The sequence below is a fragment of the uncultured Tateyamaria sp. genome (assembly GCF_947503045.1).
Classification (GTDB): Bacteria; Pseudomonadota; Alphaproteobacteria; order Rhodobacterales; family Rhodobacteraceae; genus Tateyamaria.
The window spans coordinates 1211872-1237437 of sequence record NZ_CANNCF010000001.1 but is presented as its reverse complement, the minus strand read 5'-3'; the positions used below and the strand labels follow the sequence as shown (position 1 = coordinate 1237437).

The 25566-nt window shown below is 62.2% G+C and carries 25 protein-coding genes; 3 read left to right on the top strand and 22 right to left on the bottom strand.

Annotated elements, in window-relative coordinates:
- Positions 1 to 28 precede the first annotated feature (28 nt).
- From recN to ftsZ, 4 genes are all read right to left on the bottom strand, one after another.
- Positions 29 to 1678 carry a DNA repair protein RecN gene (recN, locus tag Q1A89_RS06255; protein WP_299724997.1) on the bottom strand — a complete coding sequence of 550 codons (1650 nt, stop codon included), beginning with the start codon at positions 1676 to 1678 and terminating at the stop codon, positions 29 to 31.
- A 25-nt stretch (positions 1679 to 1703) separates the two neighbouring features.
- Positions 1704 to 2570, bottom strand: coding sequence for an outer membrane protein assembly factor BamD (locus Q1A89_RS06250; protein WP_299724995.1), 867 nt, complete (start codon positions 2568 to 2570; stop codon positions 1704 to 1706).
- A gap of 98 nt (positions 2571 to 2668) precedes the next feature.
- Positions 2669 to 3592, bottom strand: a complete 924-nt coding sequence (gene lpxC / locus Q1A89_RS06245; RefSeq protein ID WP_299726125.1) for a UDP-3-O-acyl-N-acetylglucosamine deacetylase — start codon at positions 3590 to 3592, stop codon at positions 2669 to 2671.
- A 196-nt stretch (positions 3593 to 3788) separates the two neighbouring features.
- On the bottom strand, positions 3789 to 5432 hold the full coding sequence (gene ftsZ, locus Q1A89_RS06240) for a cell division protein FtsZ (RefSeq protein ID WP_299724993.1): 1644 nt from the start codon (positions 5430 to 5432) through the stop codon (positions 3789 to 3791).
- A 698-nt stretch (positions 5433 to 6130) separates the two neighbouring features.
- On the opposite strand from ftsZ, the gene Q1A89_RS06235 reads away from it, so the two are divergent.
- On the top strand, positions 6131 to 6763 hold the full coding sequence (locus Q1A89_RS06235; RefSeq protein WP_299724991.1) for a VPLPA-CTERM sorting domain-containing protein: 633 nt from the start codon (positions 6131 to 6133) through the stop codon (positions 6761 to 6763).
- On the opposite strand, the gene ftsA is transcribed toward Q1A89_RS06235, so the two are convergent.
- The 13 genes from ftsA to ftsW form a co-directional block, all read right to left on the bottom strand.
- Positions 6764 to 8098 carry a cell division protein FtsA gene (gene ftsA, locus Q1A89_RS06230; RefSeq protein ID WP_299724989.1) on the bottom strand — a complete coding sequence of 445 codons (1335 nt, stop codon included), beginning with the start codon at positions 8096 to 8098 and terminating at the stop codon, positions 6764 to 6766. It abuts the gene before it with no gap.
- 10 nt (positions 8099 to 8108) lie between these two features.
- Positions 8109 to 8921 (bottom strand): cell division protein FtsQ/DivIB, encoded by an 813-nt coding sequence (locus Q1A89_RS06225; protein WP_299726122.1) that lies wholly within the window; start codon positions 8919 to 8921, stop codon positions 8109 to 8111.
- Between the two features lie 50 nt (positions 8922 to 8971).
- Positions 8972 to 9895: a D-alanine--D-alanine ligase gene (locus Q1A89_RS06220; RefSeq protein ID WP_299724987.1), complete on the bottom strand. Its 924-nt coding sequence runs from the start codon at positions 9893 to 9895 to the stop codon at positions 8972 to 8974.
- 88 nt (positions 9896 to 9983) lie between these two features.
- On the bottom strand, positions 9984 to 10937 hold the full coding sequence (gene murB / locus Q1A89_RS06215; protein WP_299724985.1) for a UDP-N-acetylmuramate dehydrogenase: 954 nt from the start codon (positions 10935 to 10937) through the stop codon (positions 9984 to 9986).
- Positions 10918 to 11211, bottom strand: a complete 294-nt coding sequence (locus tag Q1A89_RS06210; RefSeq protein WP_299724983.1) for a hypothetical protein — start codon at positions 11209 to 11211, stop codon at positions 10918 to 10920. Before Q1A89_RS06210 ends, murB begins: the two co-directional genes overlap by 20 nt.
- 24 nt (positions 11212 to 11235) lie before the next feature.
- Complete coding sequence (locus Q1A89_RS06205) at positions 11236 to 11505, bottom strand: hypothetical protein (protein WP_299724981.1); 270 nt, start codon at positions 11503 to 11505, stop codon at positions 11236 to 11238.
- Entirely contained in the window at positions 11502 to 11750 is a 249-nt protein-coding gene (locus Q1A89_RS06200; RefSeq protein WP_299724979.1) for a DUF2484 family protein, read from the bottom strand. Before Q1A89_RS06200 ends, Q1A89_RS06205 begins: the two co-directional genes overlap by 4 nt.
- Positions 11747 to 12010 (bottom strand): DUF2484 family protein, encoded by a 264-nt coding sequence (locus Q1A89_RS06195; RefSeq protein WP_299724977.1) that lies wholly within the window; start codon positions 12008 to 12010, stop codon positions 11747 to 11749. Before Q1A89_RS06195 ends, Q1A89_RS06200 begins: the two co-directional genes overlap by 4 nt.
- Complete coding sequence (locus Q1A89_RS06190) at positions 12007 to 12279, bottom strand: hypothetical protein (RefSeq protein WP_299724975.1); 273 nt, start codon at positions 12277 to 12279, stop codon at positions 12007 to 12009. Before Q1A89_RS06190 ends, Q1A89_RS06195 begins: the two co-directional genes overlap by 4 nt.
- Positions 12276 to 12596 carry a hypothetical protein gene (locus Q1A89_RS06185; protein ID WP_299724973.1) on the bottom strand — a complete coding sequence of 107 codons (321 nt, stop codon included), beginning with the start codon at positions 12594 to 12596 and terminating at the stop codon, positions 12276 to 12278. Before Q1A89_RS06185 ends, Q1A89_RS06190 begins: the two co-directional genes overlap by 4 nt.
- A 5-nt stretch (positions 12597 to 12601) precedes the next feature.
- On the bottom strand, positions 12602 to 14008 hold the full coding sequence (murC, locus tag Q1A89_RS06180) for a UDP-N-acetylmuramate--L-alanine ligase (RefSeq protein WP_299724971.1): 1407 nt from the start codon (positions 14006 to 14008) through the stop codon (positions 12602 to 12604).
- A complete protein-coding gene (locus Q1A89_RS06175) occupies positions 14005 to 15102 on the bottom strand; it encodes a UDP-N-acetylglucosamine--N-acetylmuramyl-(pentapeptide) pyrophosphoryl-undecaprenol N-acetylglucosamine transferase (RefSeq protein WP_299724969.1) in 1098 nt (365 codons plus the stop codon). The genes murC and Q1A89_RS06175 overlap by 4 nt, the downstream gene beginning before the upstream one ends.
- Positions 15099 to 16265 carry a putative lipid II flippase FtsW gene (gene ftsW / locus Q1A89_RS06170; protein ID WP_299724967.1) on the bottom strand — a complete coding sequence of 389 codons (1167 nt, stop codon included), beginning with the start codon at positions 16263 to 16265 and terminating at the stop codon, positions 15099 to 15101. The genes Q1A89_RS06175 and ftsW overlap by 4 nt, the downstream gene beginning before the upstream one ends.
- Before the next feature lie 621 nt (positions 16266 to 16886).
- Here ftsW and Q1A89_RS06165 point away from each other — a divergent pair.
- Complete coding sequence (locus Q1A89_RS06165) at positions 16887 to 17720, top strand: class I SAM-dependent methyltransferase (protein WP_299724965.1); 834 nt, start codon at positions 16887 to 16889, stop codon at positions 17718 to 17720.
- Between the two features lie 285 nt (positions 17721 to 18005).
- On the opposite strand, the gene Q1A89_RS06160 is transcribed toward Q1A89_RS06165, so the two are convergent.
- Positions 18006 to 18533, bottom strand: coding sequence for a redoxin domain-containing protein (locus Q1A89_RS06160; RefSeq protein WP_299724963.1), 528 nt, complete (start codon positions 18531 to 18533; stop codon positions 18006 to 18008).
- Positions 18534 to 18643: 110 nt separating this feature from the next.
- On the opposite strand from Q1A89_RS06160, the gene Q1A89_RS06155 reads away from it, so the two are divergent.
- Complete coding sequence (locus Q1A89_RS06155; RefSeq protein ID WP_299724961.1) at positions 18644 to 19819, top strand: aminoacetone oxidase family FAD-binding enzyme; 1176 nt, start codon at positions 18644 to 18646, stop codon at positions 19817 to 19819.
- A 234-nt stretch (positions 19820 to 20053) separates the two neighbouring features.
- On the opposite strand, the gene murD is transcribed toward Q1A89_RS06155, so the two are convergent.
- The 4 genes from murD to Q1A89_RS06135 form a co-directional block, all read right to left on the bottom strand.
- Positions 20054 to 21448: a UDP-N-acetylmuramoyl-L-alanine--D-glutamate ligase gene (gene murD, locus Q1A89_RS06150; RefSeq protein ID WP_299724959.1), complete on the bottom strand. Its 1395-nt coding sequence runs from the start codon at positions 21446 to 21448 to the stop codon at positions 20054 to 20056.
- Positions 21449 to 21536: 88 nt separating this feature from the next.
- A complete protein-coding gene (gene mraY / locus Q1A89_RS06145; protein WP_299724957.1) occupies positions 21537 to 22619 on the bottom strand; it encodes a phospho-N-acetylmuramoyl-pentapeptide-transferase in 1083 nt (360 codons plus the stop codon).
- Between the two features lie 12 nt (positions 22620 to 22631).
- A complete protein-coding gene (murF, locus tag Q1A89_RS06140; RefSeq protein WP_299724955.1) occupies positions 22632 to 24080 on the bottom strand; it encodes a UDP-N-acetylmuramoyl-tripeptide--D-alanyl-D-alanine ligase in 1449 nt (482 codons plus the stop codon).
- Complete coding sequence (locus Q1A89_RS06135; protein ID WP_299724953.1) at positions 24077 to 25552, bottom strand: UDP-N-acetylmuramoyl-L-alanyl-D-glutamate--2,6-diaminopimelate ligase; 1476 nt, start codon at positions 25550 to 25552, stop codon at positions 24077 to 24079. Before Q1A89_RS06135 ends, murF begins: the two co-directional genes overlap by 4 nt.
- Between the last annotated feature and the right edge of the window lie 14 nt (positions 25553 to 25566).

The window sequence follows — 25566 nt, the reverse complement described above, 5'->3', positions numbered from 1 at the left end:
ACCCCCTCAGCCGCTCAATCCTGCGTGTCTAGCCCGCGAGCAGCGCCCGCGCCGCTCCCCGGGCTTCGTCCGTGATGGTGTCACCGGCCAGCATTCGGGCGATTTCGTCGACGCGTGCGTCCTCTCCCAGCGGCACAACACTCGAGGTTGTCATCTCCTGGCTCACCCGTTTTTCCACCCGCCAGTGATGCGCGCCAAGGGCGGCAACCTGCGGCGAGTGGGTGACAACCAGAACCTGCCCGCCCGCCGCCAGCGTGGACAAACGCCGCCCCACTGCGTCCGCCGTGGCACCCCCGACCCCGCGGTCGATCTCGTCAAAGATGATGGTCAGCCCCGATTGCTCGCGCGTCAGGCACACCTTGAGGGCCAGCAGAAAGCGGCTGAGTTCCCCGCCCGATGCGATCTTGTTGAGTGGCCCGGCAGGCGCGCCGGGGTTGGTGGCAACGGAAAACGCGACAGCGTCCGTGCCTTCGGGGCCCGGCGCCTCGTCAGTGATCTGGGTGGCAAACACCGCACGCTCCATCTTGAGCGGGGCAAGTTCGTGCATGACCGCCTTGTCCAGATCCCTGGCCGCAGCCACCCGCACGGCGCGCAAATCGGCGGCCGCACTGTCATAGGCGGCCTCGGCGGCGCGCAGTTCAGATGTCAGGCGGCTAAGGTCCGCATCACCCGCATCAAGCGCAACCAGCTTGGCGCGCAGACCATCGCCAAAGACGGCCAGTTCATCCGGCGCGACCCCGTGCTTGCGGGCCAAAGCGCGAATGGCAAACAGGCGCTCTTCGGTGTCTTCAAGGTCGGTTGGGTTGAACGACATCATCTCAAGCGCGCGCAGGATGCCGTCGCTGGCCTCATCCAACTCGACCAGTGCGCGGGACAACGCGGCCAAGGGCGCATCAAGCTGCCCCTCGGCCTGTTCAGCCACCCCGTCGAGCCAGCGGATCGCATCACTCAGCGCGCCTTCGGCCCCGTCATGGCCCAACCCCTGATGGGCCCGCTGCACGTCTTCGCGGATCCGCTCGGCGCCCTGCATCATGCGGCGGCGGGCGTCGAGTTGAGCGTCCTCGCCCGGTTGCGGGGCAAATGCGTCACACTCGGCGACCGCGTGGCGCAGGAACTCTTCCTCGGCGCGGATGGCGGCCATGGCGGTCTCGGCTTCGGCCAAAGTCTTGCGGGCGCGCCCCATCTCGCGCCATGCAGCGCGGGTGGTGTCACGCTCTGCGTCGCACCCTGCAAAGGCATCCAGAATGGCCCGGTGACCGCGCGGGTTCAGCAAGCCACGATCGTCGTGCTGGCCGTGCAATTCAACCAGCGTGTCACTGAGGGCGCGCAGCACTTCGCCTGAACAGCGCCGGTCATTGACCCATGCGGTCTTGCGTCCATCTGCGGTATTCACGCGGCGCAGGATCAGCGCGTCCTCAACGGGCAGCCCGGCCTCTTCCAACACCGTGCGCGCGGGATGAGTGGCACTCAGATCGAACACGGCAGTCACCTCGCCCTGCGCGGCCCCCTGGCGAACCAGTTCGGCCCGGCCACGCCAGCCAAGAACAAAGCCAAGCGCATCCAGCAGGATCGACTTGCCCGCGCCCGTCTCGCCCGTCAGCACATTGAGGCCAGGCTGAAACTCAAGCTCCAGCCGGTCAATGATCAACATATTCGAGATATCAAGCCCGCGCAGCATCAGTGCCCGTCCACAAGGCCAAAGGTTACAGCCACCGGCCCTTGATCATCTGACGGTAGATCTGCGCCAGCCAGTTGTTCCCGCGCGAGCGCAACTCAAGCCCACGGCCCGTGAGCAGCTTGTAGCTGTCTTCGTACCATTCGGTGGACTGGTAGTTATAGCCAAGGATCGCGCCTGCGGTCTGCGCTTCTTCGATCAGGCCGAGCGAGAGATAGGCCTCCACCAGCCGGTGCAGGGCCTCGGGTGTGTGGGTGGTGGTCTGGAAATCCTCGACCACCACGCGGAACCGGTTGATCGCAGCGGCAAAGTTGTCGCGGCGCAGATAGAACCGGCCAATTTCCATTTCCTTGGCGGCGAGATGGTCAAAAGCGAGATCGAATTTCAGGATCGAGGATTTTGCATATTCGCTGTCGGGAAAACGTTCGATCACTTCGCGCAGGGACTGCAAGGCCTGAAAGGTCAGCCCCTGATCGCGCCCGATCTCGTCGATCTGGTCATAATAGCTGAGCGCCAGCAAATACTGGGCATAAGCCGCGTCCTCGTCATCGGGATAAAAGTCGATAAAGCGCTGCGCGGAGGAGCGCGAGTTGGGGTAATCCCGGTCACGGTGATAGGCAAAAGCCTGCATGATCAAGGCACGGCGCGCCCAGTCTGAATAGGGATAGAGGCGCTCGATCTCCGAGAAATAGAACGCCGCCTCGCTCATCTGGTTGCGTTCCAGCTCGAACTCACCGCGCTCGAAAATCTGCTGCGCGGTGAAGTTTTCCAACGGAACTTCCTGCTGGTTGAGGAAGCCGCCCGTCGTGGGGCGTCCGGAGTTTGCACAGGCGCCCAGCAGCGCTGTCAGCATCAGGACCGTCGCCAGTCGCGAAATGGATTTACCGCGGATCATGCTTTTCCCCAAACGACGCTCTACACCGCCCTGTTCCGGGCTGTTTGAGGTTCTTTAACACAAACTGATCAAGGGATAAAACGACGATTTTGCCGGGCTCAGGCAACTTCTGGAATCTCGTCCCAGACAAGGCCCGCACCAGGCAGCAATGCCGCCATTTCCGCATCGCAGGTCACCATGCGCAGCGCGCCGGGTGTGGCGAACAATTCACGCAGCAACTGGTTGGTCAGCGTGTGGCCTGCACGCACGCCAGTATAGTGGCCGATCAGCGGGGCACCGGCCAGCGCGAGGTCACCCAGCGCGTCCAGCATCTTGTGACGGACAGGTTCGTCCGTGTGGCGCAGACCGCCGGGGCTGTCGACATGATCGCCATCAAACACTACTGCGTTGACACCGGGCGCACCGCCAAGGGCCAGACCGCTGGCCTGCATCTTTTCCACGTCGCCTTTGCGGCAGAACGTGCGGCTGTCGCTGAGTTCGCGGGCAAAGCTGCCGTTGGACATGTTCAGCGACTTGGACTGACGGCCAATGGCCGCATCCGCAAAATCAATGTGAAAGTCGATCCGCATCACAGGCGACGGCGCGATGGTTGCGCTGGCATCGCCTTGGGTGACAGTTACGGATTTCAACACCTCAAACGCACGCACACGGGCTGGCAGGCGGCGCAGGCCGCGCTGCATGATGCCACGCACAAACGGCACGGCAGAGCCATCAAGGATCGGCACTTCGGGTCCGTCGATTTCGACCAGCGCGTTGTGCACACCGCAGCCCATGAGGGCCGCCATGACATGTTCGACGGTGCCAACGCTGACGCCGGCTTCATTCACGAGGGTTGTACAAAGGGGGGACTGGCGCACCACGTCATAGCGCGCAGGGATCATCGTATCGCCGTTTTCGATGTCTGTGCGGCAGAACCAGATACCATGTTCGGCCATCGCAGGACGAATCGTCAGGTGCGCTGGCTTGCCGGAATGCAGCCCGCGTCCTGAGAAATAGATTGGTCCTTTGACTGTCGCCTGCACTTGGGCCACCCCGGAATTTGCCTGTTGGCCATACACCTATGGGGTGGGTCGGGAACACTCAACTCAATCTTTGCAACGGTCTGAAACATGTTTGTAACAGACATGCATAGTGGCGCGCATGGATTTGTAACGTACTGCCCTACAACGAAAAAAGGGCCGCCTCATGGCGACCCTTTCTCTTTGTTCGTGAACGAAATTAATTCGCCTGGCGCCGCAGGAAGGCGGGAATTTCGATCCGTTCCTGGTCAGGATCCACCGCTTCGGCGGGCCGGGGCGCAGGGGCTGGTGCTGCTGCGGCACGGGCCTGGACGGGGGGCTGCTGGCGCGTTGGGCGCTGTTCGCCGCCCTGGGGTGCCTCGCCGCTGCCGGTCATCCGGTTGATCAGCGAATTGATCCCAAAGCGTGGTTTTTCACCGGCCTGTGTCGGCGCAGGTGCGGCGGCAGGCTGTTGAGCGGCTTGCGGGGCACGGTGGTTGGGCGCGGCCTTTTGCGTGGCGGCGCGCAAACGGGCCAGCGCCTCGGGCGACGGTGTGCCAGGGGCCGGAGCGCGCGGTGCAACAAAGGTTTCGGGCTCTGGTGTGGGCTCGAATGCAGCGACTTGCGGCTGGTAGGCCGGGGGTGGCAGATCGTCATCCGAGGCGACCTGCTGCTCTTCTTCGGTAAAGATGTCCTCGGCCATATCCTCGGCTGCGGCGCGGTTCACATCCAGCTCCTCAAACAGCGTGGGCTCTTCAGCCGCGGCGGCAATGGGGGCTGGCGCAGGCTCTGGCATCTGGCGCGGCTCGGCGCCTTGCTCGGCTTCGGAGGTCGAGAAGGATGCGGGCAAAGGTGCAGCCATCGAACGGCGCGGCACGGGCATTTCCGCATTCACGTCGGTGGCATCGATGCCTGTCGCAACAACGCTGACGCGCATCATGCCCTGCATGTCCGTGTCGAGGGTCGAGCCGACGATGATGTTGGCGTCTGGATCGACCTCTTCGCGGATGCGGTTGGCCGCTTCGTCCAGTTCGAACAGGGTCAGGTCGTGTGCACCGGTGATATTGATCAGCACGCCCTTGGCACCGCGCAGGGAAATCTCGTCCAGCAGCGGGTTGGCAATCGCCTTTTCTGCGGCCTGAATGGCGCGATCTTCGCCTTCTGCCTCGCCTGTGCCCATCATCGCCTTGCCCATCTCGTCCATCACGGCGCGGACATCGGCAAAGTCGAGGTTGATGAGGCCCGGACGGACCATCAGGTCGGTGACGCCTTTGACACCTTGATAAAGAACGTCGTCCGCCATCGAGAACGCCTCGGTAAAGGTCGTTTTTTCATTGGCGAGACGGAACAGGTTCTGGTTGGGGATGATAATCAGCGTATCGACCATCTTTTGCAGGGCGTCGACACCGTCTTCGGCCTGCTTCATGCGCTTGGCGCCTTCGAACTGGAAGGGTTTGGTCACAACGCCCACGGTCAGAACGCCAAGCTCGCGAGCGGCCTGCGCGATAATCGGAGCAGCACCCGTCCCGGTGCCACCGCCCATGCCTGCAGTGATGAAACACATGTGTGCACCGGCCAGGTGATCAACGATCTGTTCGATGGATTCTTCGGCGGCGGCCGCGCCAACGCTTGCGCGCGCCCCTGCCCCAAGACCTTCGGTGACCTTGATGCCCAGCTGCACGCGGTTGGTGGCAGCGGATTGCTGCAGCGCCTGCGCGTCGGTGTTGGCCACGACGAACTCAACGCCATCCAGCTGCTTTTCGATCATGTTGTTGACGGCATTGCCGCCAGCACCACCCACGCCAAACACGGTGATCCGGGGTTTCAGCTCGTCATTGCCGGGCATCGAAAGGTTCAGTGTCATGGGTCAATTCCACCTGTCTGGTTGGCCGCGTTCGCGGGTGTTTTTGTGCCTAAATTTCGCTAATCCTATCGCCCCGCCGACATAAGGTCACCCAAAAAACGCAATTTATCCACAAAATATAGGCAAAGCTCTGCCTGCTGACACGGGATTTGGCAAAAATGCCCAGATGTAGGGGGCTTACAAGACAAAGCTACCACGCACGCGGGCAAAGGACCCACGCCGGGCGCATTGCGAAGTACACGCAATGGTAGATTCTGTTTGTGGTGCGACCGCTCTCTTCTGCCGCCGGGCCTCTTATGGACCTTGTGGATAAGTCTATATGTTAACAGACAAAAACCCAAGCGATTCGATCACGCAAAACCGGGCGCCTCGGCAAGGGTTTGCGCGCCCTTTTCACCTTGTCATCCTTGCCAGCCCTGCCGCCAGTTGGACTGCAGGCGAGCGAATTTCATGGATTTCGCAAAAAAGCCCGGCTACCCTGCTCCTATACTGACACGTATTGTCTTTTTCATTCCGGGGCATTGGCCCCAAAACGATTAACCTCGAGGGACCAAATGCCGACCATTTCATTGTGCAAAACCACCAAATCATCTCGCCGCTTTCGTCTGACAAGAAGCCACCGCGTACGGTCACTCGCAGCAACCTTGGGCCTATCGGCCGCCTTGTCGCTTGGCGCGGCAACCGCGCAGGCCGCGACGATGACACTGTCGGACGGCGATTCCGACAGCTACACGTTCGTGAGCGATCTGCAAAAGCAATCAAGCAATCGGTCCGTGAGTGCATCGCGGTCTATCACAAATCTCTCTCGACCGGCACTGACGTTGAACAAGTTCGACCCCACGCTCGGCATCCTGCAATCTGTCCGGATTTCGGGAAATGTCGCGTTCTCCCGCTCGGTAGGCTCTGTCTCTGTCTTTTGCCGAGACGATGGTTTGATAAACAGCAGCTGCGCAAGCTCATCTGCAAGCCAGTCGTCCAGCGGGAACACACGCATCGACAATCCGTTCGACGGCTCGGGATTTGGGACGTCCTTCAACACGCTGATCAGCCCGACCCAGTTCGCCGACCTGATCGGAACGGGGACATTTGTGGTGCCCTGGCAGGTCACACTCTCGCACTTTGCGCAAGCAAGTTGCACCCCTAGCGCGCTTACCGACATCACAAGCTGTGATGTGTCAGCGCGCACGACGTTCAATTTCTCGGCCAGCGCAAGTATCACTTACACGTACATGACCCCGCCGCCACCGCCGCCAGCGGTTCCATTGCCAGCTTCGGGTCTTTTGCTGTTGGGCGGGCTTGCCGCAATGGGGCTGCGCCGCCGCAAGGGCTGATCACCAGTTTTCGCGGAACCACTTGACCGCGCGGCGCAAGCTGCGCGCCGAGTGGCGGTCGTGCGGGATGTCGAAATCCCACCATTCGTCCTGCGGATGGGCCGCAAAGAGCGCAAGGCCCACAGCCGAGGCAAAGGACGGCCCGGTCGCCGCCTGCGGCAGACCATGAACCCGCAAAGGACGGCCCAGCCGAACCTGCTGGCCCAGAATTTTGCTCGCCAGCCCATCCAGCCCCGGTATCTGGCTGCCCCCGCCTGTCAACACGATCTGCTGGCTGGGCAGGTGATCAAACCCGGCAGCATCCAGACGCTGGCGTACCTCTTCGAGGATTTCCTCGACGCGCGGACGCATGATTCCGATCAGCTCGGCCCGAGAAGCCGTGCGGCGGTCATGTTCATAATCCCCTGAATCGCCACCAATCTCGATCATCTCGCGATCATCCATACCTGTCGCATGCACCCCGCCATAGAACGTCTTGATCCGTTCGGCATTGGCCGTGGGCACCTGCAGGCCCATCGAGATGTCGGATGTCACGTGATCGCCGCCCATGCGCACGGCATCGGCAAAGATCATGTGTTTCTTGATAAAGATCGACACGCCGGTCGACCCGCCGCCCATATCGATACACGCAGCACCCAGTTCCTGTTCATCCTCGACCAGTGCGGCAATGCCCGACACGTAGGCGGACGAGGCGATCCCGGCCAGCTCCAGATCGCAGCGTTTGATACAATGGGCCAGATGCTGCACGGCGGCGGCATCAACGGTCAGCATATGCATGTCCACCGCCAGCTCGTTGCCCAACTGACCGCGCGGGTCCGACAGGCCCGAGCGGTGATCGAGCGCAAAGTTGACGGGCTGGGCATGCAGCACCTCGCGCCCCTCGCCGTAATCAGGCACATCGCAGCGCGCCAACACCTGGGCCACATCTTGTTCGCTGACCATCTGCCCTTCCAGCTCGACCTTGGCATCCAGCCCATAGCTGCGCGGCTCGGCCCCGGCGAAACAGGCGATGACGTGATCCACGCGGATGCCAGCCATCTTCTGGGCGGCCTGCAGGGCGGTGCGGATGGCACGCTCGGTTTCCTGCATGGCGCAGATCTCGCCAAAGCGCACCCCGCGCGAGCGGGTCGTGGCGGCACCAATCACGCGAAATCCCGACTGCCCGGCGAGTGAGCCGATCTCGCCCTCTTCGCCCAGCGTCGTCGTGCCGTCAAAGCGCAGCACGAGGGCCGCGATCTTGGAACTGCCCACGTCCAGAATGGCCACCACGCCCCGCTGCATCGCGATCTTGCGCATGTTCCGCATGCTGCGTTGGTTCTGGTACAGGTCGGTCATGGCAGGGCACTCATTTCTGGGAATTCAACTGTCGGATGCGCCACCATTCTTCGGTGGCAGTGGCATTCATGCGCACGGTGGGCCGTTCGGACAGGCGCAGATCGACCCGGGCCACATCACGGGCCAACACCTCATCGACCTCGTCCAGGGCAAGGGCGCGTTCCAGCGCTTGCACGGCGCCAGTGCTGGGCAAAAGGATGCGCTGGTCACGGTCCAGCACCACGTCCCAGCGGCGGTTGCCGAGACGCACAAGGCCGCGCAACCGGTTGCCCAGCGGCGCACCTGCGGCCATCAGCGCAAGCGCTTCGTCCACATGTTCGGGGGCACCATCGCCTGCAATCACCGGCAGATCAGGGTGCAAATCGCGCCGCGCGGCGGGGGCCACAAGCGCGCCGGTGGCATCGATCAGGGTCAGCCCTTCGGCGGTGCGCCAGATCGCAATGGGCACGCGCGGGGTGATATCGACCTGCAGCACGCCGCCGGGGCGAATGCGCACGCTGGCCTCTTTGACCGGAGGCATCTCGAGGATACGGGTACGCATGGCCGCCGGGTCCAGATCAAAAGACGAGACGGGAAAATCAAGCGGGATGGCCTGACGGATGGCGGCATCCAGATCCGTGTCACCGCCATCGATGGCCATCAGGTTGACCATGAACTCAGGGCGCTGTTCGATGCTGGCGCGCGCCTCGGCCACGGTGTCTCGGATGGCGGCCTGGTTCTGCGGATCCGACAGGAACCACGTGGCCACCGACAGGGTCAGCGCAAAGGGCAGGCCCGCGCGCAGCCCCAACCGGAACAGCGGTGTCAGCATCAAGCGCTGCATGCGCCAGGCCCAGCGGGACGGGGCCGGGTCGGCCTTGGGCGCGCGGCGGCTTACCTGTGGCACGAGGCGTCCTCCACCATCCACGCGCAAAGCTCGGGAAACGAAATTCCGCAGGCGATGGCCTGTTCCGGGGTCAGCGAGGTCGGCGTCATGCCGGGCTGCGTGTTGGTTTCAAGCAGGATCAGGCCCGCCGCACCTTTGCTTTCATCCCAGCGGTAATCCGTGCGGCTGACACCCCGACACCCCAGCGCATTGTGCGCGCGCAACGCATAGTCGAGGCACAGCTCAGTGATTTCGGTGGGCACATCGGCGGGGATCACATGGCGCGATCCGCCCGGCTTGTACTTGGCGTCGTAATCATACCAGCCGTCAGTCAGGATATCGGTGACCCCAAGGGCGCGCGTGCCCATGACGGTAGTGGTCAGCTCGCGCCCGGGGGCAAAGGCCTCGACCATCACCTCGTCCGGCATGTCGCTGTCCAGTTGCGGCGGGCCGTTGGCGGCATCATGCACGAGGTAGACGCCGACGCTCGACCCTTCGTTATTGGGTTTGACGACGTATGGGGGCTGCATGATGTGATCGGCGCGCACGTCGCTGGCCAATGCGATGATGCTGTCCACCACCGGCAACCCGGCGGCGCGGTACACATCCTTGCTGCGCTGCTTGTCCATGGCCAGCGCCGAGGACAGCACCCCGGAATGCGAATAGGGAATGCCCAGCCATTCCAGCAGACCCTGCACACAGCCATCCTCGCCCCAGCGCCCATGCAGGCAGTTGAGAACGGCATCCGGTTTTTCCGCTATCAAAACAGAAGCAAGGTCGGGGCCTGCATCGACCTCGACCACTTCATAACCCAAACTCCGCAGCGCAGTAGCGCAGGCATTCCCGCTCGAAAGCGACACCTCGCGTTCAGCCGAGGGGCCACCCATCAACACCACCACTTTCGGAGTCGTCCTACTCGACTGACCCGCCATGTGCCTTTTTCCCGGGGCCCTTTCGCGGGCCCTCGTTTATTATGCCGTTGTTTTAATCGTTTTTCGGCCTGTCCTGCGCGCCTGTGACCTAGCCCGGTTCACCGATCCGCATGATTTCCCATTCTAGCGTGATACCGCTTGAATCGTAAACCTTTTTTCGCACCTCTTCGCCCAATCCTTCGAGGTCGGCGGCACTGGCATCCCCCGTGTTGATCAGGAAATTCGAGTGCTTTTCGCTCATTTGTGCTCCCCCCCGCCGCGCGCCGCGCATACCAGCGTCGTCAATCACCTTCCAGGCCTTGAGATCATGCACGTCATCCGTGCGCCCGGTTGACGAAAATCCCGCCGGATTGCGAAAAGTTGACCCCGCGCTGCGGTCTTTCGTGGGCTGGGTGGCGTCACGCTTGGCCAGTTGATCTGCCATACGGGCGTTGAGCGCCTCTGCATCGCCCAAAGGTCCGCGCAAGGTGACGGATGTCAGCACCGCCCCCTCGGGCAGATCGCTTTGCCGGTAGCGGAAATTGAGTGCATCTGCCGCAATTGTCGTCACCGTCCCGTCGCGCAACACGACCTCGGCTGCGACAAACACATCCGCCGTATAGCTGCCGTAACAGCCCGCATTCATCCGCACAGCACCGCCAATGGTGCCCGGAATGGTGCGCAGAAAGGTAAGGTCGACGCCGGCATCGGCTGCCTTGCGCGCCACATGCGCATCGAGCGCCGCGGCCCCTGCCCGCACTGTGTCACCCTCGATCTCGATTGCGTTGAATCCACGCCCCAGCCGGATCACAACAGCGCGCAAACCCCCGTCGCGCACAATCAGATTGCTGCCCACGCCCATGGCAAAGACGGGCACGGCCGGATCAAGGGCGGCAAGAAAGGCGCTGAGGTCTTCGACATCCGCTGGCTGAAACAGCCAATCCGCAGGTCCGCCAACGCGCAACCACGTGAGAGAGGACAGGTCCTTTTGCGCGGTCAGCGTGCCGCGCACGGGAGGAAGGGAAATGCCGCTTGTCACCAGATCATCCGTTGTCGGGGTCATGCCTTGCAGCCCCTTGCCGTGCCGCGCGCCATTTTGCAACACCAACTGCCCCGGCGATCAGGGCCAGCACCGTTGATGACAGAGTCACGACAACCGGCAACAATGGCAGGCCAGGTTCGACCGATCCTTCGGTTGTGGTGGAAACATAGGCGAGTCCAACGCCCAGCAGCGCCAGACCAAATATGCAGAAACCGGACCAGCCGTAACTGCGCGCGCAGGCCCAGCTGAAATAGCCAATGGCCGGGATCAGCAACAGCGTAAGGGCGTCAGCCATCAGTCCTCGGCTCGGGTTGGTGTGTCACGTTGCTTTCGCACGGGTGCGAAACAGCCATGCAAAGACGCCGCCGCCAAACAGGCCAGCGCCAAGGGGCGGCGCGATGAGGTAGGCGGCGACCACGATGGCATAGCCATCGCCCGGCAATGCGGCGGTCGGGGTCAGGGACACAAAGAGGATCAGACCGATCATCCCAAGGATCAGCCCCACAAGACTGCGCAGCATAAAGCGGCGGGCCAGCACGAAACCGGCCACCGTGCCGATCAGCAAGGCACTGAGCGCAATACCCATCATCGCGCCACCAGCCCCTTGATCCAGCGGGTGAGATAAATGACGGGCCAGCGCAGCACGCTCATGCCTGCGGCCAGCACCAAAAGGCCAATCCACGGCCCGTGCTGCCACGTGACATAGCCAAGGATCGGGATGCCGATGGCGATCAGCCCATAGGCGTTGGTCCAGTGGTTGTCCTTGCTGGGAAACATCGCCAACACATTGGCCGTCAGCGCCCAGAGACAGGCAAGGATGATCGAAAGGCTCATGAGCGCAACTCCGGCGGCAATTGAGGGTTCTGACCCCGGGCCTTGGCCCAGAAATAGCGCAACGGGTTGCGGAACATCGACACAAACGCGGCCAGCGCCAGCGCCCCAGCCCACCATGCCACAGAAATGCCGATCCACAGGATCAGCAGCGGGGCCGCGATCAGCAGGGTCACGCCCGGAATATACTGGTGCCGCATCGGCAGCATGGCGACGAAGGTCGCTGCAAACACCCATGCGATGCAGACCAGCAAAAGGATCATGCCATCGCCCCCCGCGACCTTGCGCGTTTGAGCATATGGGCCGCGCCGATTCCCGACAGGGACATCACCGACAGATAGACGATCAGCAGAAACAGGGTCACGTTTGCGGCCATCGCCATCATTTGCGGGTCCATCCGCGTCGCCTCGACCGTCCACTGATAGGCCAGAAAGTTGGCCGAGACCCAGAACAACCCGGCAATCCGTGTGTTGATCCACGCCACCCCAAAGGCCAGCGACAGGGCCAGAATTCCAAGACATATCACCATCATGTGCGCACTCCTCTCCAATGCAGCCACCCCAGACGTATCATTGCAGCAATCGCGCCATAGGCGGCGGACCAGGCCAGCATCCAGCCCAGCACAATCGCCGCCGCAGGCAAGGACACCGACACCGCGCCCAGCGTGCCCAAAAGGCTTTCACCTTCGGCCAGCGCCCAGATGCCGAAGTAAACGTATGGGGCCACCAGCATCAGCACGGCGATGGCAAGAACGCCGATCAGCGTCTTGCGCAGGCCAAAGATCAGCGCCACGGGTCCGGCAAGGACCGGCACACCAAAAACCAGAATGCTGAACAGGTTTGCCTCCATCGCGCTTACGCAGCCCCCTTTTGCAACCGCCCTGGCAGGGCATTGGCCCAGGCCGAAATCGTGCCTGCCCCAAGGCAGACTACCATATCACCGGGGCGCGCCTGTTCGCGCACAAGGCGCTCCAGATCGTCCTCGCTGACCACGGCGCGCGCATGGCGGTGACCGTGACGGATCAGCCCTGCGACCAGATCATCGCGGCTTGCGCCTTCGATCGGGTCTTCTCCGGCGGCGAAAATATCGGTGATGCCGACAACGTCCGCATCGTTGAAACAGGCACAGAATTCGTCAAAGTGGTGGTGCAGCCGGGTATACCGGTGCGGCTGATGTACCGCGATCACGCGGCCATCCGTGGCCTGACGGGCAGCTTTGAGCACGGCAGCAATCTCCACCGGGTGGTGACCGTAATCGTCGATGATCGTGACCCCATCAATTTCACCCACGCGGGTAAAGCGACGGTTAACGCCACCGAAATTGGCCAGTGCGGTGCGGATCTCGTTGCCTTTCATGCCCAGATGGCGGGCGACAGCGACGGCGCTCAGCGCGTTTGAGACGTTGTGATCGCCCGGCATCGGCAGCGAACAGCCTTCGATCATCATGTCCTCGGATTGCAGCGCCACATCGAAATGGGCCACGCCTGCCTTGTAGGTCAGGTGCATCGCCCGCACGTCGGCTTGCGCATTGAACCCATAGGTGACCACGCGCCGGTCGGTGATCTTGCCGACCAGCGCCTGCACGTCCGGATCATCGGTGCAGCACACGGCCAGACCGTAAAACGGGATGTTCGAGACAAAGTCATAGAATCCCTGATGCAGCGCTTCTTCGGTGCCCCAATGCTCCATATGTTCGGGGTCGATATTGGTGATGATGGCGATGGTGGCCGGCAGGCGGTTAAAGGTGCCGTCACTCTCGTCGGCCTCAACCACCATCCACTCGCCCTCGCCCTTGCGCGCATTCGAGCCATAGGCGTGGATGATGCCGCCATTCACAACCGTGGGGTCAAATTTGCCCTCGTCCAGAAGGGCCGCAACCATCGTGGTGGTCGTGGTCTTGCCGTGGGTACCTGCAATGGCGATGTTGGATTTGAGGCGCATCAACTCGGCGAGCATCTCGGCGCGACGCACAATGGGCAGGCCCCGCGCGCGGGCCGCGTCCAGCTCGGCATTGCCCGGCTTGATCGCGGATGAGATCACGACCACTTCGGCGGCATCGATATTGCTGGCCTTTTGGCCAACAAAGATATGCGCACCCAGTTCCGCCAGCCGGTCCGTGATCTTTGATGATTTGAGGTCCGACCCCTGCACCACGTAACCGTGGTTCAGCAGCACTTCGGCGATGCCGGACATGCCGATGCCGCCGATACCGACAAAATGGATGGGGCCCACGTCTCCGGGCAGTTTGGTGGCAGCGTTCATGATGTCCCTTTCTGTGCGAGGGTTTCAACGAGGCTGACCATGTGTTCCGTCGCCTCGGGCCTGCCGCAGGTGGCGGCAGCGCGGGCCATTTGCAACGCCCCATCGGCATTGTCGAGAACGGCCATGATCTGTTCGGCCACGGATTGCGGGGTCAGCTTGCTTTCCGGGATCAGGATCGCGGCGCCTGCCTCGACCAGCCCGCGCGCATTGGCGCTTTGGTGATCGCCTGTCGCGGCGGCATAAGGGATCAGGATCGACGGGCGGCCGATGACCGAAATGTCAGCGACAGACGAGGCCCCGGCGCGGCTGATGATCAGTTGCGCCTCGCTCATCCGGCGCGGCACGTCGGTGAAAAACTGCTGAACGTCCGCGGCAATGCCCTGTTCGTCGTAAAAGGCGCGCACGCGGGCTTCGTCCTCGCCACGGGCCTGATGGCTGACGCGCAGGTTTTGCAGACGTTCGATCGGCAGGCTGGCAATGGCAGGCGGGATCACATCGCTGAGGATACGCGCGCCCTGGCTGCCGCCGATCACAAGGATCTCCATCGGGTAGTCGCCGGGCGCGATATAGCCCGACTCTGACCGGTCCAGAACCGCGCTGCGCACCGGGTTGCCCACGTGCACGCCCTCGACATCCTCGGGCAGGTCGGTGGGCCATGTACCACAAGCCACGATATCGACCCGCTTGGTCAACATCCGGTTCACCCGGCCCAACACGCCATTCTGTTCATGGATCATGCGCGGCAAGCGCAGCAGCGTCGCAGCCGCCATAGCCGGGATCGTGGGATAACCGCCAAAGCCGACGACAACCGTGGGCTTCTCGCGCAGCATCTTGAGGGTAGCCCCAAGAATGCCTGCCCCAACCCGGAACGGCACCATCGCCTTGGCGACCAACCCGCCGCGCGCAAAGGTGGCCGAGGAAATTTGCTCGATCTGTGTGGTATGGGGAAAGCCGCCCGTATAGCGCGCGCCGCGCGCATCCGTGCTCAGCTTGACCCGCCAGCCCCGCGTCAGCATCGCCTCGGCCAGCGCCTGGGCCGGGAACATATGCCCGCCCGTGCCGCCCGCCGCGATGAGGAGCAAGGGCTGGTTCATCGCCGCCCTCGCCCGAGCAGATCCGCGATCTCTCCCTGCGGGCGCGTGCGGGTGAAGGCCAAAAGCATGCCGACCGCAATGCCGCTCGCAATGACCGAACTGCCGCCGTAAGACACGAAAGGCAGCGTCATGCCCTTGGCGGGCAGCAGCCGCACCGCAACGCCCATGTTGATCATCGCCTGCACGCCGAACATGCAGGCCAGCCCGGTGCCTGCGAGGCGGATGAACGGATCACGTTCGCGCAGCAGCCGCATGAGCGAACGGACAACGATGCCGGTATAAAGCGCGATGATGCACAGCACGAGGATCAGCCCGTATTCCTCGGCCGCCACAGCAATGATGAAGTCCGTATGGGCGTCCGGAAGCGACCATTTCACCGTCCCCTCGCCCACGCCGACGCCAAACAGACCACCCTCTTGAATCGCGTTGGTGGCATAGCCCAACTGCGTGCGCGGATCGACATCCGGGCTCAGGAACCCGTCAATACGGCGCGCAAAGTGCTCGGAATTGGAATAGGCTATGGTGCCAAAGAACACGACCGCCCCGGCCATGCAAACAAGCAACAGCATCGGCGCCCCGGCCACGAAATACATGACACCCCAGCCGAACAGGACCAGGCACGCCTGACCGAAATCGGGCTGCAACGCCAGCATCAGTACGATGGAGACACACAAGGCGAACGACCACGTCTTGCCCGGCGGGCCGTTGATCTCCTGACTTGCCGCCAGCATCCAGGCCGCAGCCACGACAAAGCCGGGCTTGAGGAATTCGGACGGCTGAATGGACGCAAATCCAAGGCTGTACCAACGCATCGCGCCCTTGCCAAAGTCCGTGCCGAAGAAGGGCAACAGCGCCAGTGCCACAAAGGACACAAGGAACCCCAGCACCGCAAGGCGGCGCACCAGCGTGGGCGACATCATCGAGGTCAGAACCATGGCCAGCAAGGCCGCAGCTCCGAAAATCGCCTGTTTGCTCACGTAATAAAATGGAGGAAAGCCGTTCTTTTCAGCCAGTGGGACCGACGCCGCAAGGGCCAGCAAAAGCCCGATGGCAAAGAGGATCAGCACGCAACTCAGCGACCATTTGTCAATGGTGCGCCACCATTTTGGAAGGATTGGTTCGCCGTCCCGCACCGGGACCGCGCCATAGACCATCTCTGTCATGATCTGCCGCCTTGTTGCCTGTAACTGCCTCGTGCCCCCGGTTTGCCCAAGGTGCTTGCGCGCGATCATAGCGGGTAATTGCCGCGCGGGCTAGCCCTTGTTGGGTTGAGCGAGATGGGCGTTGAGCGGATGTCTGCACGCGGTATGGGGACGGTGTTGCCTGAGCGTGCGGTAAAGGCGTCTTGCAGTGGAAATTGCATGGCTACGGAAACGGCATTGTATGGATGATGCGTTGACGACAGCAGCATCTGTGGCATCGTTTGATCGAAACACCCTGATTGGAATTAAGCCTAAGGCACTGGTGCCGGCTCCGCTGTGTAGAAAGAATACGCCGTCCAAAGAGCGCCGCCGGGCCCGGAATCCAGCCGCAGGCGCCGGGCAATCCATTGCCCGGCAGGCGATTGGGCAATTGCCAAATCTGCCGAGAGGGGCCAGCCGGTCCCTGCGGGATGGCGATCGCGCAGCGTGCGTTGGTTTGGAGGTGTCGGATATCAAAATCACATGCCAGAGTCCACAATGCGGACGAAGCGCCCTTTCGCTGCGGCTGCGCCAATGACAGCTTAGGCGATTCAGTGAAACGTGGTAGGGTCGTAATTCACAAATTGGAAAAAGTTGGTTGTCATGAACAACGATGAGAAAATTTCCACCCACTATCACCACGGAAACCTGCTATCCGCGATTGAGGCAGGCCTCAAGAAACAGGGTATTAAACCTGAAAACGCCAGTGTTGAGGATCTTGGTCCAGTAGACGAATTTCACATTGGTGGGCGGGCAGCGAGCATCCATTTCCTGGACCAGCTTAGGATATCGCCGTCCCAAACCATACTCGATATCGGCTGCGGTTTGGGAGGTTCAGCGCGTTTCACTGCGAAGACTTACGGGGCAAAGATTACTGGGATTGATCTGACATCTGAATACATTGATGTCGGGCAGCGACTTTGCGAATGGGTCGGCTTGTCGGATAGCATAACACTCCAGCAAGGTAGTGCACTTTCGCTTCCTTTTGAGGATGCGAGTTTTGACGGCGCATTCATGATGCACGTCGGTATGAACATCAAAGACAAGCATATTCTGATTTCTGAGGTGTCCCGTGTTCTGAAACCTGGCGCAAAGTTTGGTATCTACGATATCATGAAGGGGAACGACGAGGAGTTAATCTACCCTGTTCCTTGGGCAACCACACCTGAAACAAGCTGGGTTGCAGAGCCCAAAGACTATCGAATGGCACTCGAAGCCAATGGGTTCGTCGTCGATGAGGAAAACAATCGTCACGACTTTGCAATGGATTTCTTCAAGAAAATGAAGGCCGCATCCGAAGCCGCTGGAGGACCACCCCCTTTGGGTTTACATGTACTCATGAAGCAGACCACCGCAGAAAAAATCCCAAATATGGTAGCAAATTTGGCTGCAGGGCGCATTTCACCGATCGAAATGATCGCGATTAAAGACGCCTAGAACTTTGGTCCCTAGCGTTGTGATGAAACCGGTGGGATCGACATTGAAGGCTAAAATAATGGACATACGTGCAGCACGCAGCATCGGTCAATGTTGGGCTCAAAGCCGCCCTGCGCGGCATAACCGCCGTGCCCCCAATTCAAAAATATTTCAAAGGCGCGGCACAAGTGATCAGGGCATGCATCGCCATTGGTTCGACAGGCCGCAGGCTATATCCTCTCCGCCTTGCAAAGTAATCGCGCAACCACAGCATCGCTCACTCGCCCATTTCACAAGCCAAACCGTTCACGCCGTCATATGCGTGCCCCGGATCGGATAATCGTTTTTGCGTGTGAACGTGATGCCTTTCAGCACACTCGCCAGCGGCGGGCGCAGGAACGGCGCGTTCGAGATATCGACCATCTGGATCCGACCCTCGGCATTGATGACGAACAGGCCCGGCTCGCCAAAGGGGCGGTCGGTTTCCTGCCGGCTGCGTGGGTCGGACACATATAGGCCCAAAGTCCTCATCTGCTCTACGCTCAACCCATAGCCCATGGGCAGGGTCAGCTCTTTTTCATCGACCATCATCTGCGCCTTGGCCTCGGGATCACCCGAAGCTGTCACAACATCCACCCCGATCTTGTGAAAGGCCGTCTGCATCTGATCCAGTTCGGCCAGATAAGTCTTGCACAAAGGGCAATGCAGGCCGCGATAGATCACCACCAATTGCCAGTCCCGACCGCCGTCAGGCGCGCCCAGCGTCATTGTACCGCCACCAAGTCTCGGCAGTTCCGTTTTCGGGAACGGGCTGCCTGCGTCCAGTGCGTGCATCGGAATCTCTCCTATCAGTGCAAATTCTGTTGAGTGCGAGGTAGGGTCGCTGGCGCAGAGCGCAAGGCCAACCTCTTGACCCATCTCGCGCATTCCTGCACGGGGGCGTCATGGAATACGACACGCTTGTCATCGGGGCCGGCGCGGCTGGCATGATGTGCGCCGCCCATGCGGGGGGCCGCGTGTTGGTGGTCGATCACGCTCGCGCGCCCGGCGAAAAGATCCGGATTTCCGGGGGCGGACGGTGCAATTTCACCAATCTCAACTGCGATGCCGACGCTTTCATCAGCGAAAACCCCCATTTCGCCAAATCCGCACTGGCCCGCTACACCCAGTGGGATTTCATCGCATTGGTCGAAGCCCACGGCATCCCCTGGCACGAAAAGACGCTGGGACAATTGTTCTGCGACACGTCAGCCAAGGATATCGTGGCGATGCTGCGCAAAATGATGGTCGATGCAGGGGTCGATCTGCATTTGCAAACAGAGGTCACTCACTTTGCAAAGTCCCCTGATGGGTTCAAGGCCACCCTGATCCGCGACGGGCACAGGCAGCACATCGCCGCCAAACGGGCGGTGATCGCCACAGGCGGCAAATCCATTCCAAAGATGGGGGCGACCGGATTTGCCAATGACGTGGCGCGCCAATTCGGGCACCGCGTTACAGAGCTTGAGGCCGCCCTTGTGCCCTTTACCTTCCCTGAAGGGCGCTTTGCCGCCATTTCTGGTGTGGCCTGCCCCGCCCGCGTCACCGCCAACGGCCCCGATTTTGACGAAGCGGTGCTGTTCACTCATCGCGGGATGTCGGGGCCCGCAGTGCTACAGGCGTCGAGCTATTGGGACGCGGGCGACACCATCACCCTGAACCTCAGTCCGCAGGCTGATCTTGGCGCCATCCTGAAGGACAAGCGCCAAAGCGATGGCAAAAAGGCACTGACAACCGAACTGTCGCGGCACCTGCCCGCGCGGCTGGTCGAGCATCTGGGTAGCGAGATGGACCTGAGCGGCAGGCTTGGCGATCTGTCGGATGCGCGCATCGCATCCCTTGTTGAGGGCCTGACACGGTGGCGTCTGACCCCCGGCGGCACCGAAGGCTACCGGACTGCCGAAGTCACGCGGGGCGGCATCGACACGGCCACACTAGAGTCCAAAACCATGCAATCCAAAACCACCCCGGGCCTCTATTTCATCGGCGAGGCAGTGGATGTGACGGGCTGGCTCGGAGGATACAACTTCCAATGGGCGTGGTCCTCGGCCATGGCCGCCGCGCGCGACCTGCAAGGCTGATCTCTGGCTCGGAGCCGCCATCGCCTGAGGACAAACGGACGGGCCATGGGCTGACGGTCCAGCAGAAATGCGCAGGGTCCACGGCACGTGGAAACCGCAACTGTGCTGGAGCGGCAGAACAGGGCCCGTCAGGCAGGACGAAAGCGATGGGGGATGCGAGACAGAAACCTGTCTTGGTGAGCCCGAAGCTGGCCCCAAACAAAACATGTCGTGCGCCGCAGGCGCGCCTTTGGGTCAGAGCCGTTTTTCGACCTGCGCGACGAAATCCTCTCCGCGCCGCTCGAAACTGTCATATTGATCAAAGCTCGCCGCCGCCGGAGCCAGCAACACGACATCCCCCGGCTCGGCCTCGTCCATCGCGGCGGCCACAGCATCGGCCATGGTGCCACAGACCTGCGCCTCGACATTCAACTGCATCGCAAACTGCGCCGCCTCGCGCCCGATCACATAGGCTTTTTTCACGGCCCCCGTTGCCCCCGCCAGCCCATCAAGCCCGCCCTCTTTCTGCAATCCACCACAGATCCAACGGATGCTCTGGAACGCCACCAGCGCCTTGGCCGCACTGTCCACATTGGTGGCCTTGCTGTCGTTGACATAGCGCACGCCATCGGCTTCAGCGATGGTCTGGCTGCGGTGAGGCAGACCTGCGAACGTGCGCAACGCCGCCTCGATCACCTTGGGGGCGATGCCCACCGCGCGCGCAGCCGCATAGGCCGCGCAGGCGTTTTGATGGTTGTGCGCCCCCGGCAGACCAGAGATGTCGCGCAGGTCGATGGAGGCCACCTGGCGGCCCTTGCGGGTCTCCGACAAGAACCCCTTTTTGACAAACACGTTCCAGCCCGGCCCGGCCAACTTGGTCTCGGCCGACACGCGGATCACCCGGTCATCGCCCGGCCCCTCGCTCAACTGAGCCGCCAGATAACGCCCTTCGTCCTCGTCCACACCGATGATGGCGCGATCCGGCCCGCCTTCGGCAAAGAGCCGTCGCTTGGCCGCGAAGTAGCCGCCCATGCCGGCGTGCCGATCCAGATGGTCGGGGGTGAGGTTGGTGAACACGGCCACATCCGGCGTGAGGTTGCGCGCCAGATCCGTCTGGTAGCTCGACAGTTCCAGCACGATCACTTCGCCATCATGGGGCGGTTCGGTGTCGAGGACACCGCGCCCGATATTGCCCGCCAACTGGCTGGGCCGGTGCGCCGCCTCCATGATATGATGGATCAGCGCAGAGGTCGTGGATTTGCCGTTCGATCCCGTGACCGCAATGACCCGCGGGGCAATGTCGAAATTGTCCCAATCCCGGGTGGCAAAGGATTGAAAGAACAACCCGATGTCATTGTCGACAGACACGCCTGCGACAAGGGCCGCGGCAACCACCGGGTTCGGTGTGGGATAAAGATGCGGGATGCCCGGAGAAACGATAAGCCGCGCAATGTCGTCAAAGGCGCCGTGTTTTTTGAGGTCGACGCAGGTGAACCCTTCGGCTTCAGCCTTATCCCGTGCCTCCGGGTTGTCATCCCAACAAATGGGCAGCGCCCCGCCAGCGGCCAGTGCGCGCGCCGCAGACAGGCCCGAGCGGCCAAGGCCAAGCACGGCCACACGCGCACCGGAAAGGCCCTGAACCGGGATCATGCGTTGCCGCCTGCGGCGAGCGGCGGACTGGGGGCCAGCCCCCAGACCCCCGTGGTACTTTTGGTCAGAAGAAACAGGGGCACCATCACTATCGCACCTTCAGTGTGGCCAGCCCAATCATCGCCAGGATCAGCGCGATGATCCAGAAACGGATGACGATCTGAGGCTCTGCCCAGCCCTTTTTTTCATAGTGGTGATGGATCGGGGCCATCAGGAACACGCGCTTGCCGGTGCGCTTGAAATAGAGGACCTGGATCATCACGCTGAGGGCTTCGACTACAAAAATGCCGCCGACAATGGCAAAGACGATCTCGTGTTTGGACGCGACTGCGATGGCCCCCAGTGCCCCACCCAGAGCGAGCGAGCCGGTGTCGCCCATGAACACGGCGGCGGGCGGGGCGTTGTACCACAGAAACCCGAGGCCGCCGCCGATGATGCCCATGGTGAAGATCAAAAGCTCGCCTGTGCCGGGGACGTAGTGCAGCCCGAGGTCTTCGGTAAAATCCACGCGGCCGACGAAATAGGCGATCACGCCCAGTGTGGCTGCCGCGATCATCACCGGCATGATGGCCAGCCCATCCAGCCCGTCGGTGAGGTTCACCGCATTGGCCGAGCCGACAATCACGATGATTGAAAAGGGGATGAACAACAGGCCCAGATTGATCAGCACATCCTTGAACACCGGCACTGCCAACTGGTTCTGCAAGCCCTCGGGATGGGACACGGCGGCGAAATAGGCGGCAATAGCAGCGATCAGAAAGCCCAGGACCAGCCGCACCTTGCCAGGCACGCCAGCCGTGTTCTGCTTGGACACTTTGGCGTAGTCATCCGCAAAACCGATGAGCCCAAAGGCCAGCGTCACCCCCAGCACGATCCAAACAAACGGGTTGTCGAGCCGTGCCCAGAGCAGTGTCGAGGTCAAAAGCGCCCCCACGATCAGCAAGCCGCCCATGGTGGGGGTGCCCGCCTTGACGAAATGCCCTTCGGGGCCGTCATCGCGGATCGGCTGGCCCTTGCCTTGTGTCTTGCGCAGCACCGCGATCAGGGGACGACCAAACATGAAGCCAAATATCAGCGCGGTCATGAAGGCCCCGCCTGCCCGAAAGGTGATGTAGCGGAACAGGTTGAAAAAATCCCCCCCATCCGAAAGTGCTGTCAACCAATAGAGCATTGCGGCCTGTCCTTACGCATTATCTTGTGGGTCTGCGCCCGTTAAACTCGGATGGCCCATTTTGCGGATCGCGTCAACGATGCGGGCGAGATTCATGCTGAGCGATCCTTTGACCAGAACCACGTCTCCGCTGTCCAGACGGCGCGCGACGCGGGCCTCCATCTCTGCGGAGGTTGCGCTCCAGAGCCCCTGTTTTTCCGCAGGCAATGCGGCATGCAGGTTCTGCATGAGTGGGCCGATGCAGTGGACGGTGTCGATGGCATCGATCGCTTCGAGATCGGCAATTGCCGCGTGCATGTCCGGCCCGTTCCGGCCCAGTTCCTTCATGTCGCCGACAAAGGCGATGCGCCGTCCCTTGCTGACTCGTCCGATGTCGTTGGTGACTTGGGCAGCGGCCAGCACATCGAGCGCTGCGCTCATCGAGGTTGGATTGGCGTTGTAGCTGTCGTCGATCAATTCGAGCGTCATGCGCGGATCGACCGGATCCAGCGCGATGATCTCACGCGCGCCGCGCCCCGTATAGGGAGACCAGCGGCCCAAGCTTTGTGCGGCCAGCGCCAAGTCTGCCCCCAGCGCCTCGGCAGCGGCAAGTGCGCCCAGGCCGTTCATCGCGAAATGCTTGCCCACAGCCCCAACTTTGAACAGCAATGGCGCATCATGGGCGGTGGCCTGCACCACGGTGACTTCACGGCCCAGATCGACGGATTTCAGAACAAAATCAAAGCCGTGTTCGCCAAAGCCGATGTCGCGGCGTTTCATGTCATGGGCCTTGGCCTGCAGGATGGCAGCGGTCGAACAGTCGTTGTTCAGGATCGCGGTGCCGCCCGGTTCCAGCCCTTCGAGGATCGAGGCCTTTTCCACCGCGATCCCTTCGATGCTCTCGAACGCTTCGAGATGCGCGGCCGCCACGGTCGTGATCATCGCCACATGCGGGCGGGCGAGTTCTGCCAGTGGGGCGATTTCGCCGGGATGGTTCATGCCGATCTCGATCACCGCATATTCGGTGTCGGCAGGCATTCGCGCCAGTGTCAGCGGCACGCCCCAGTGGTTGTTGTAGCTGGCAACGGAGGCATGGGTGCGCCCCTGATCGCTGAGTATGGCGCGCAGCATTTCCTTGGTCGAGGTTTTGCCGACCGAGCCTGTCACGGCGACCACGCGGGCCTCCGTGCGGGCGCGGGCAGCGGTGCCGAGCGCTTCGAGGCCTTTCAGAACGTCCTCGACGATCAACAGCGGGGCGCCCGAAGCGACGCCGTCGGGCAGGTGACTGACGAGGGCGGCGGCAGCGCCTTTTTCCAGTGCCTGCGCCACGAAATCATGCCCGTCACGCGCGGCTTGCAGGGCCACAAACAAATCGCCTGGTTCAATGGTGCGGGTGTCGATGGACACGCCGGTGGCGCTCCAGTCGGTGGTGGCGGTGCCCCCGGTTGCGGCAGCGGCGTCGGCGGCGGTCCACAGGCTCATGTCAGTTTTCCCTCCAATGCGGCCACAGCGACCGAGGCCTGTTCGGCATCGTCAAAGGGCAGGATGTCATCGCCGACGATCTGCCCGGCCTCGTGTCCCTTGCCTGCGATCAACAGCGCATCACCGGGCCCCAACGCGTCGACCGCGCGCAGGATGGCCTCGGCCCGGTCGCCGACTTCGTTGGCCTCGGGGCAGCCCTCCATCACCGCGGCGCGGATCGTTGCGGGGTCTTCTGTACGGGGGTTGTCGTCCGTCACAAACACAACGTCGGCGTGTTGTGCTGCCGCCTGCCCCATCAGGGGGCGTTTGCCCGCGTCCCGGTCGCCGCCTGCGCCGATCACGGCGATCAGTTTGCCCATTACATGCGGGCGCATCGCGGCAAGGGCCGTGGCCACCGCATCGGGCGTGTGGGCGTAGTCGACAAAGACCGCTGCGCCGTTTTCGCGGGTGGCGGCCAATTGCATGCGGCCCCGTACAGTGCCGAGATACGGCAGGGTTTCGAACACGGCCTGAGGGTCGGCCCCGCAGGCAATCACAAGGCCACAGGCCAGCATCACATTGTCAGCCTGAAAACCGCCGATTAGTGGCAGGCGCGCGGTGTAGGATTTACCCGCAAAATCAAGGCGTATGTCCTGCCCGGTGTTGTCAAAGCGCTGCGCGGACAGGTGCAGATCACCCCCGTCGCGGCCGACACTCAGCACAGTTTGCCCGCGTGCGCGGGCGATGGCGGCCATGTCCACGCCGCGCGGGTCGTCCATGTTGATCACGGCCACCCCGTCCTCTGGCAGGACGCGGGCAAAGAGGCCCGCCTTGGCATCGAAATAGGCCTCGAACGTGTGGTGATAATCGAGGTGATCCTGTGTGAAATTGGTGAACCCGGCGGCGGTCAGCGTCACACCATCTAGGCGGCGCTGGTCGAGACCGTGAGAGGACGCCTCCATCGCGCCATGGGTGATCCCGGCGGCGCGTGCCTCTGCGAGAGTGCGGTGCAGGGTGATGGGTTCGGGTGTGGTGTGGGCCAGCGGCGCGGTCCATGCGCCTTCAACCCCGGTGGTGCCGAGATTGACGGCAGCCAGCTCCAGTTCGATCCAGATCTGGCGGACAAAGGTCGCAACGGAGGTTTTGCCGTTGGTGCCTGTCACGGCCACCATCGTTTCCGGCTGCCCGCCGAACCAAAGGGCTGCGGTGCGGGCCAGTGTGGCGCGCGGATCGTCTGTCAGCACAAGTGCGATGCCATCGAGATGCGGGGCCGCGATCTCGGCCCCTGCCCGGTCGGTCAGCACGGCCACAGCGCCCATGCGCACGGCGTATTGAATGAACTCCGCCCCGTGCACCCGGCTGCCGGGCATGGCGGCGAACAGGGTGCCGTCCTGCACCTCGCGGCTGTCCACGGCCAGGCCGGTGATGTCGGGATTGGCCCCGCCCCGGGCGGTCAGGCCCAGAGATGAAAGTGGTCTTGCCTGCGCGCCCATCGGTTTGGCCTTTT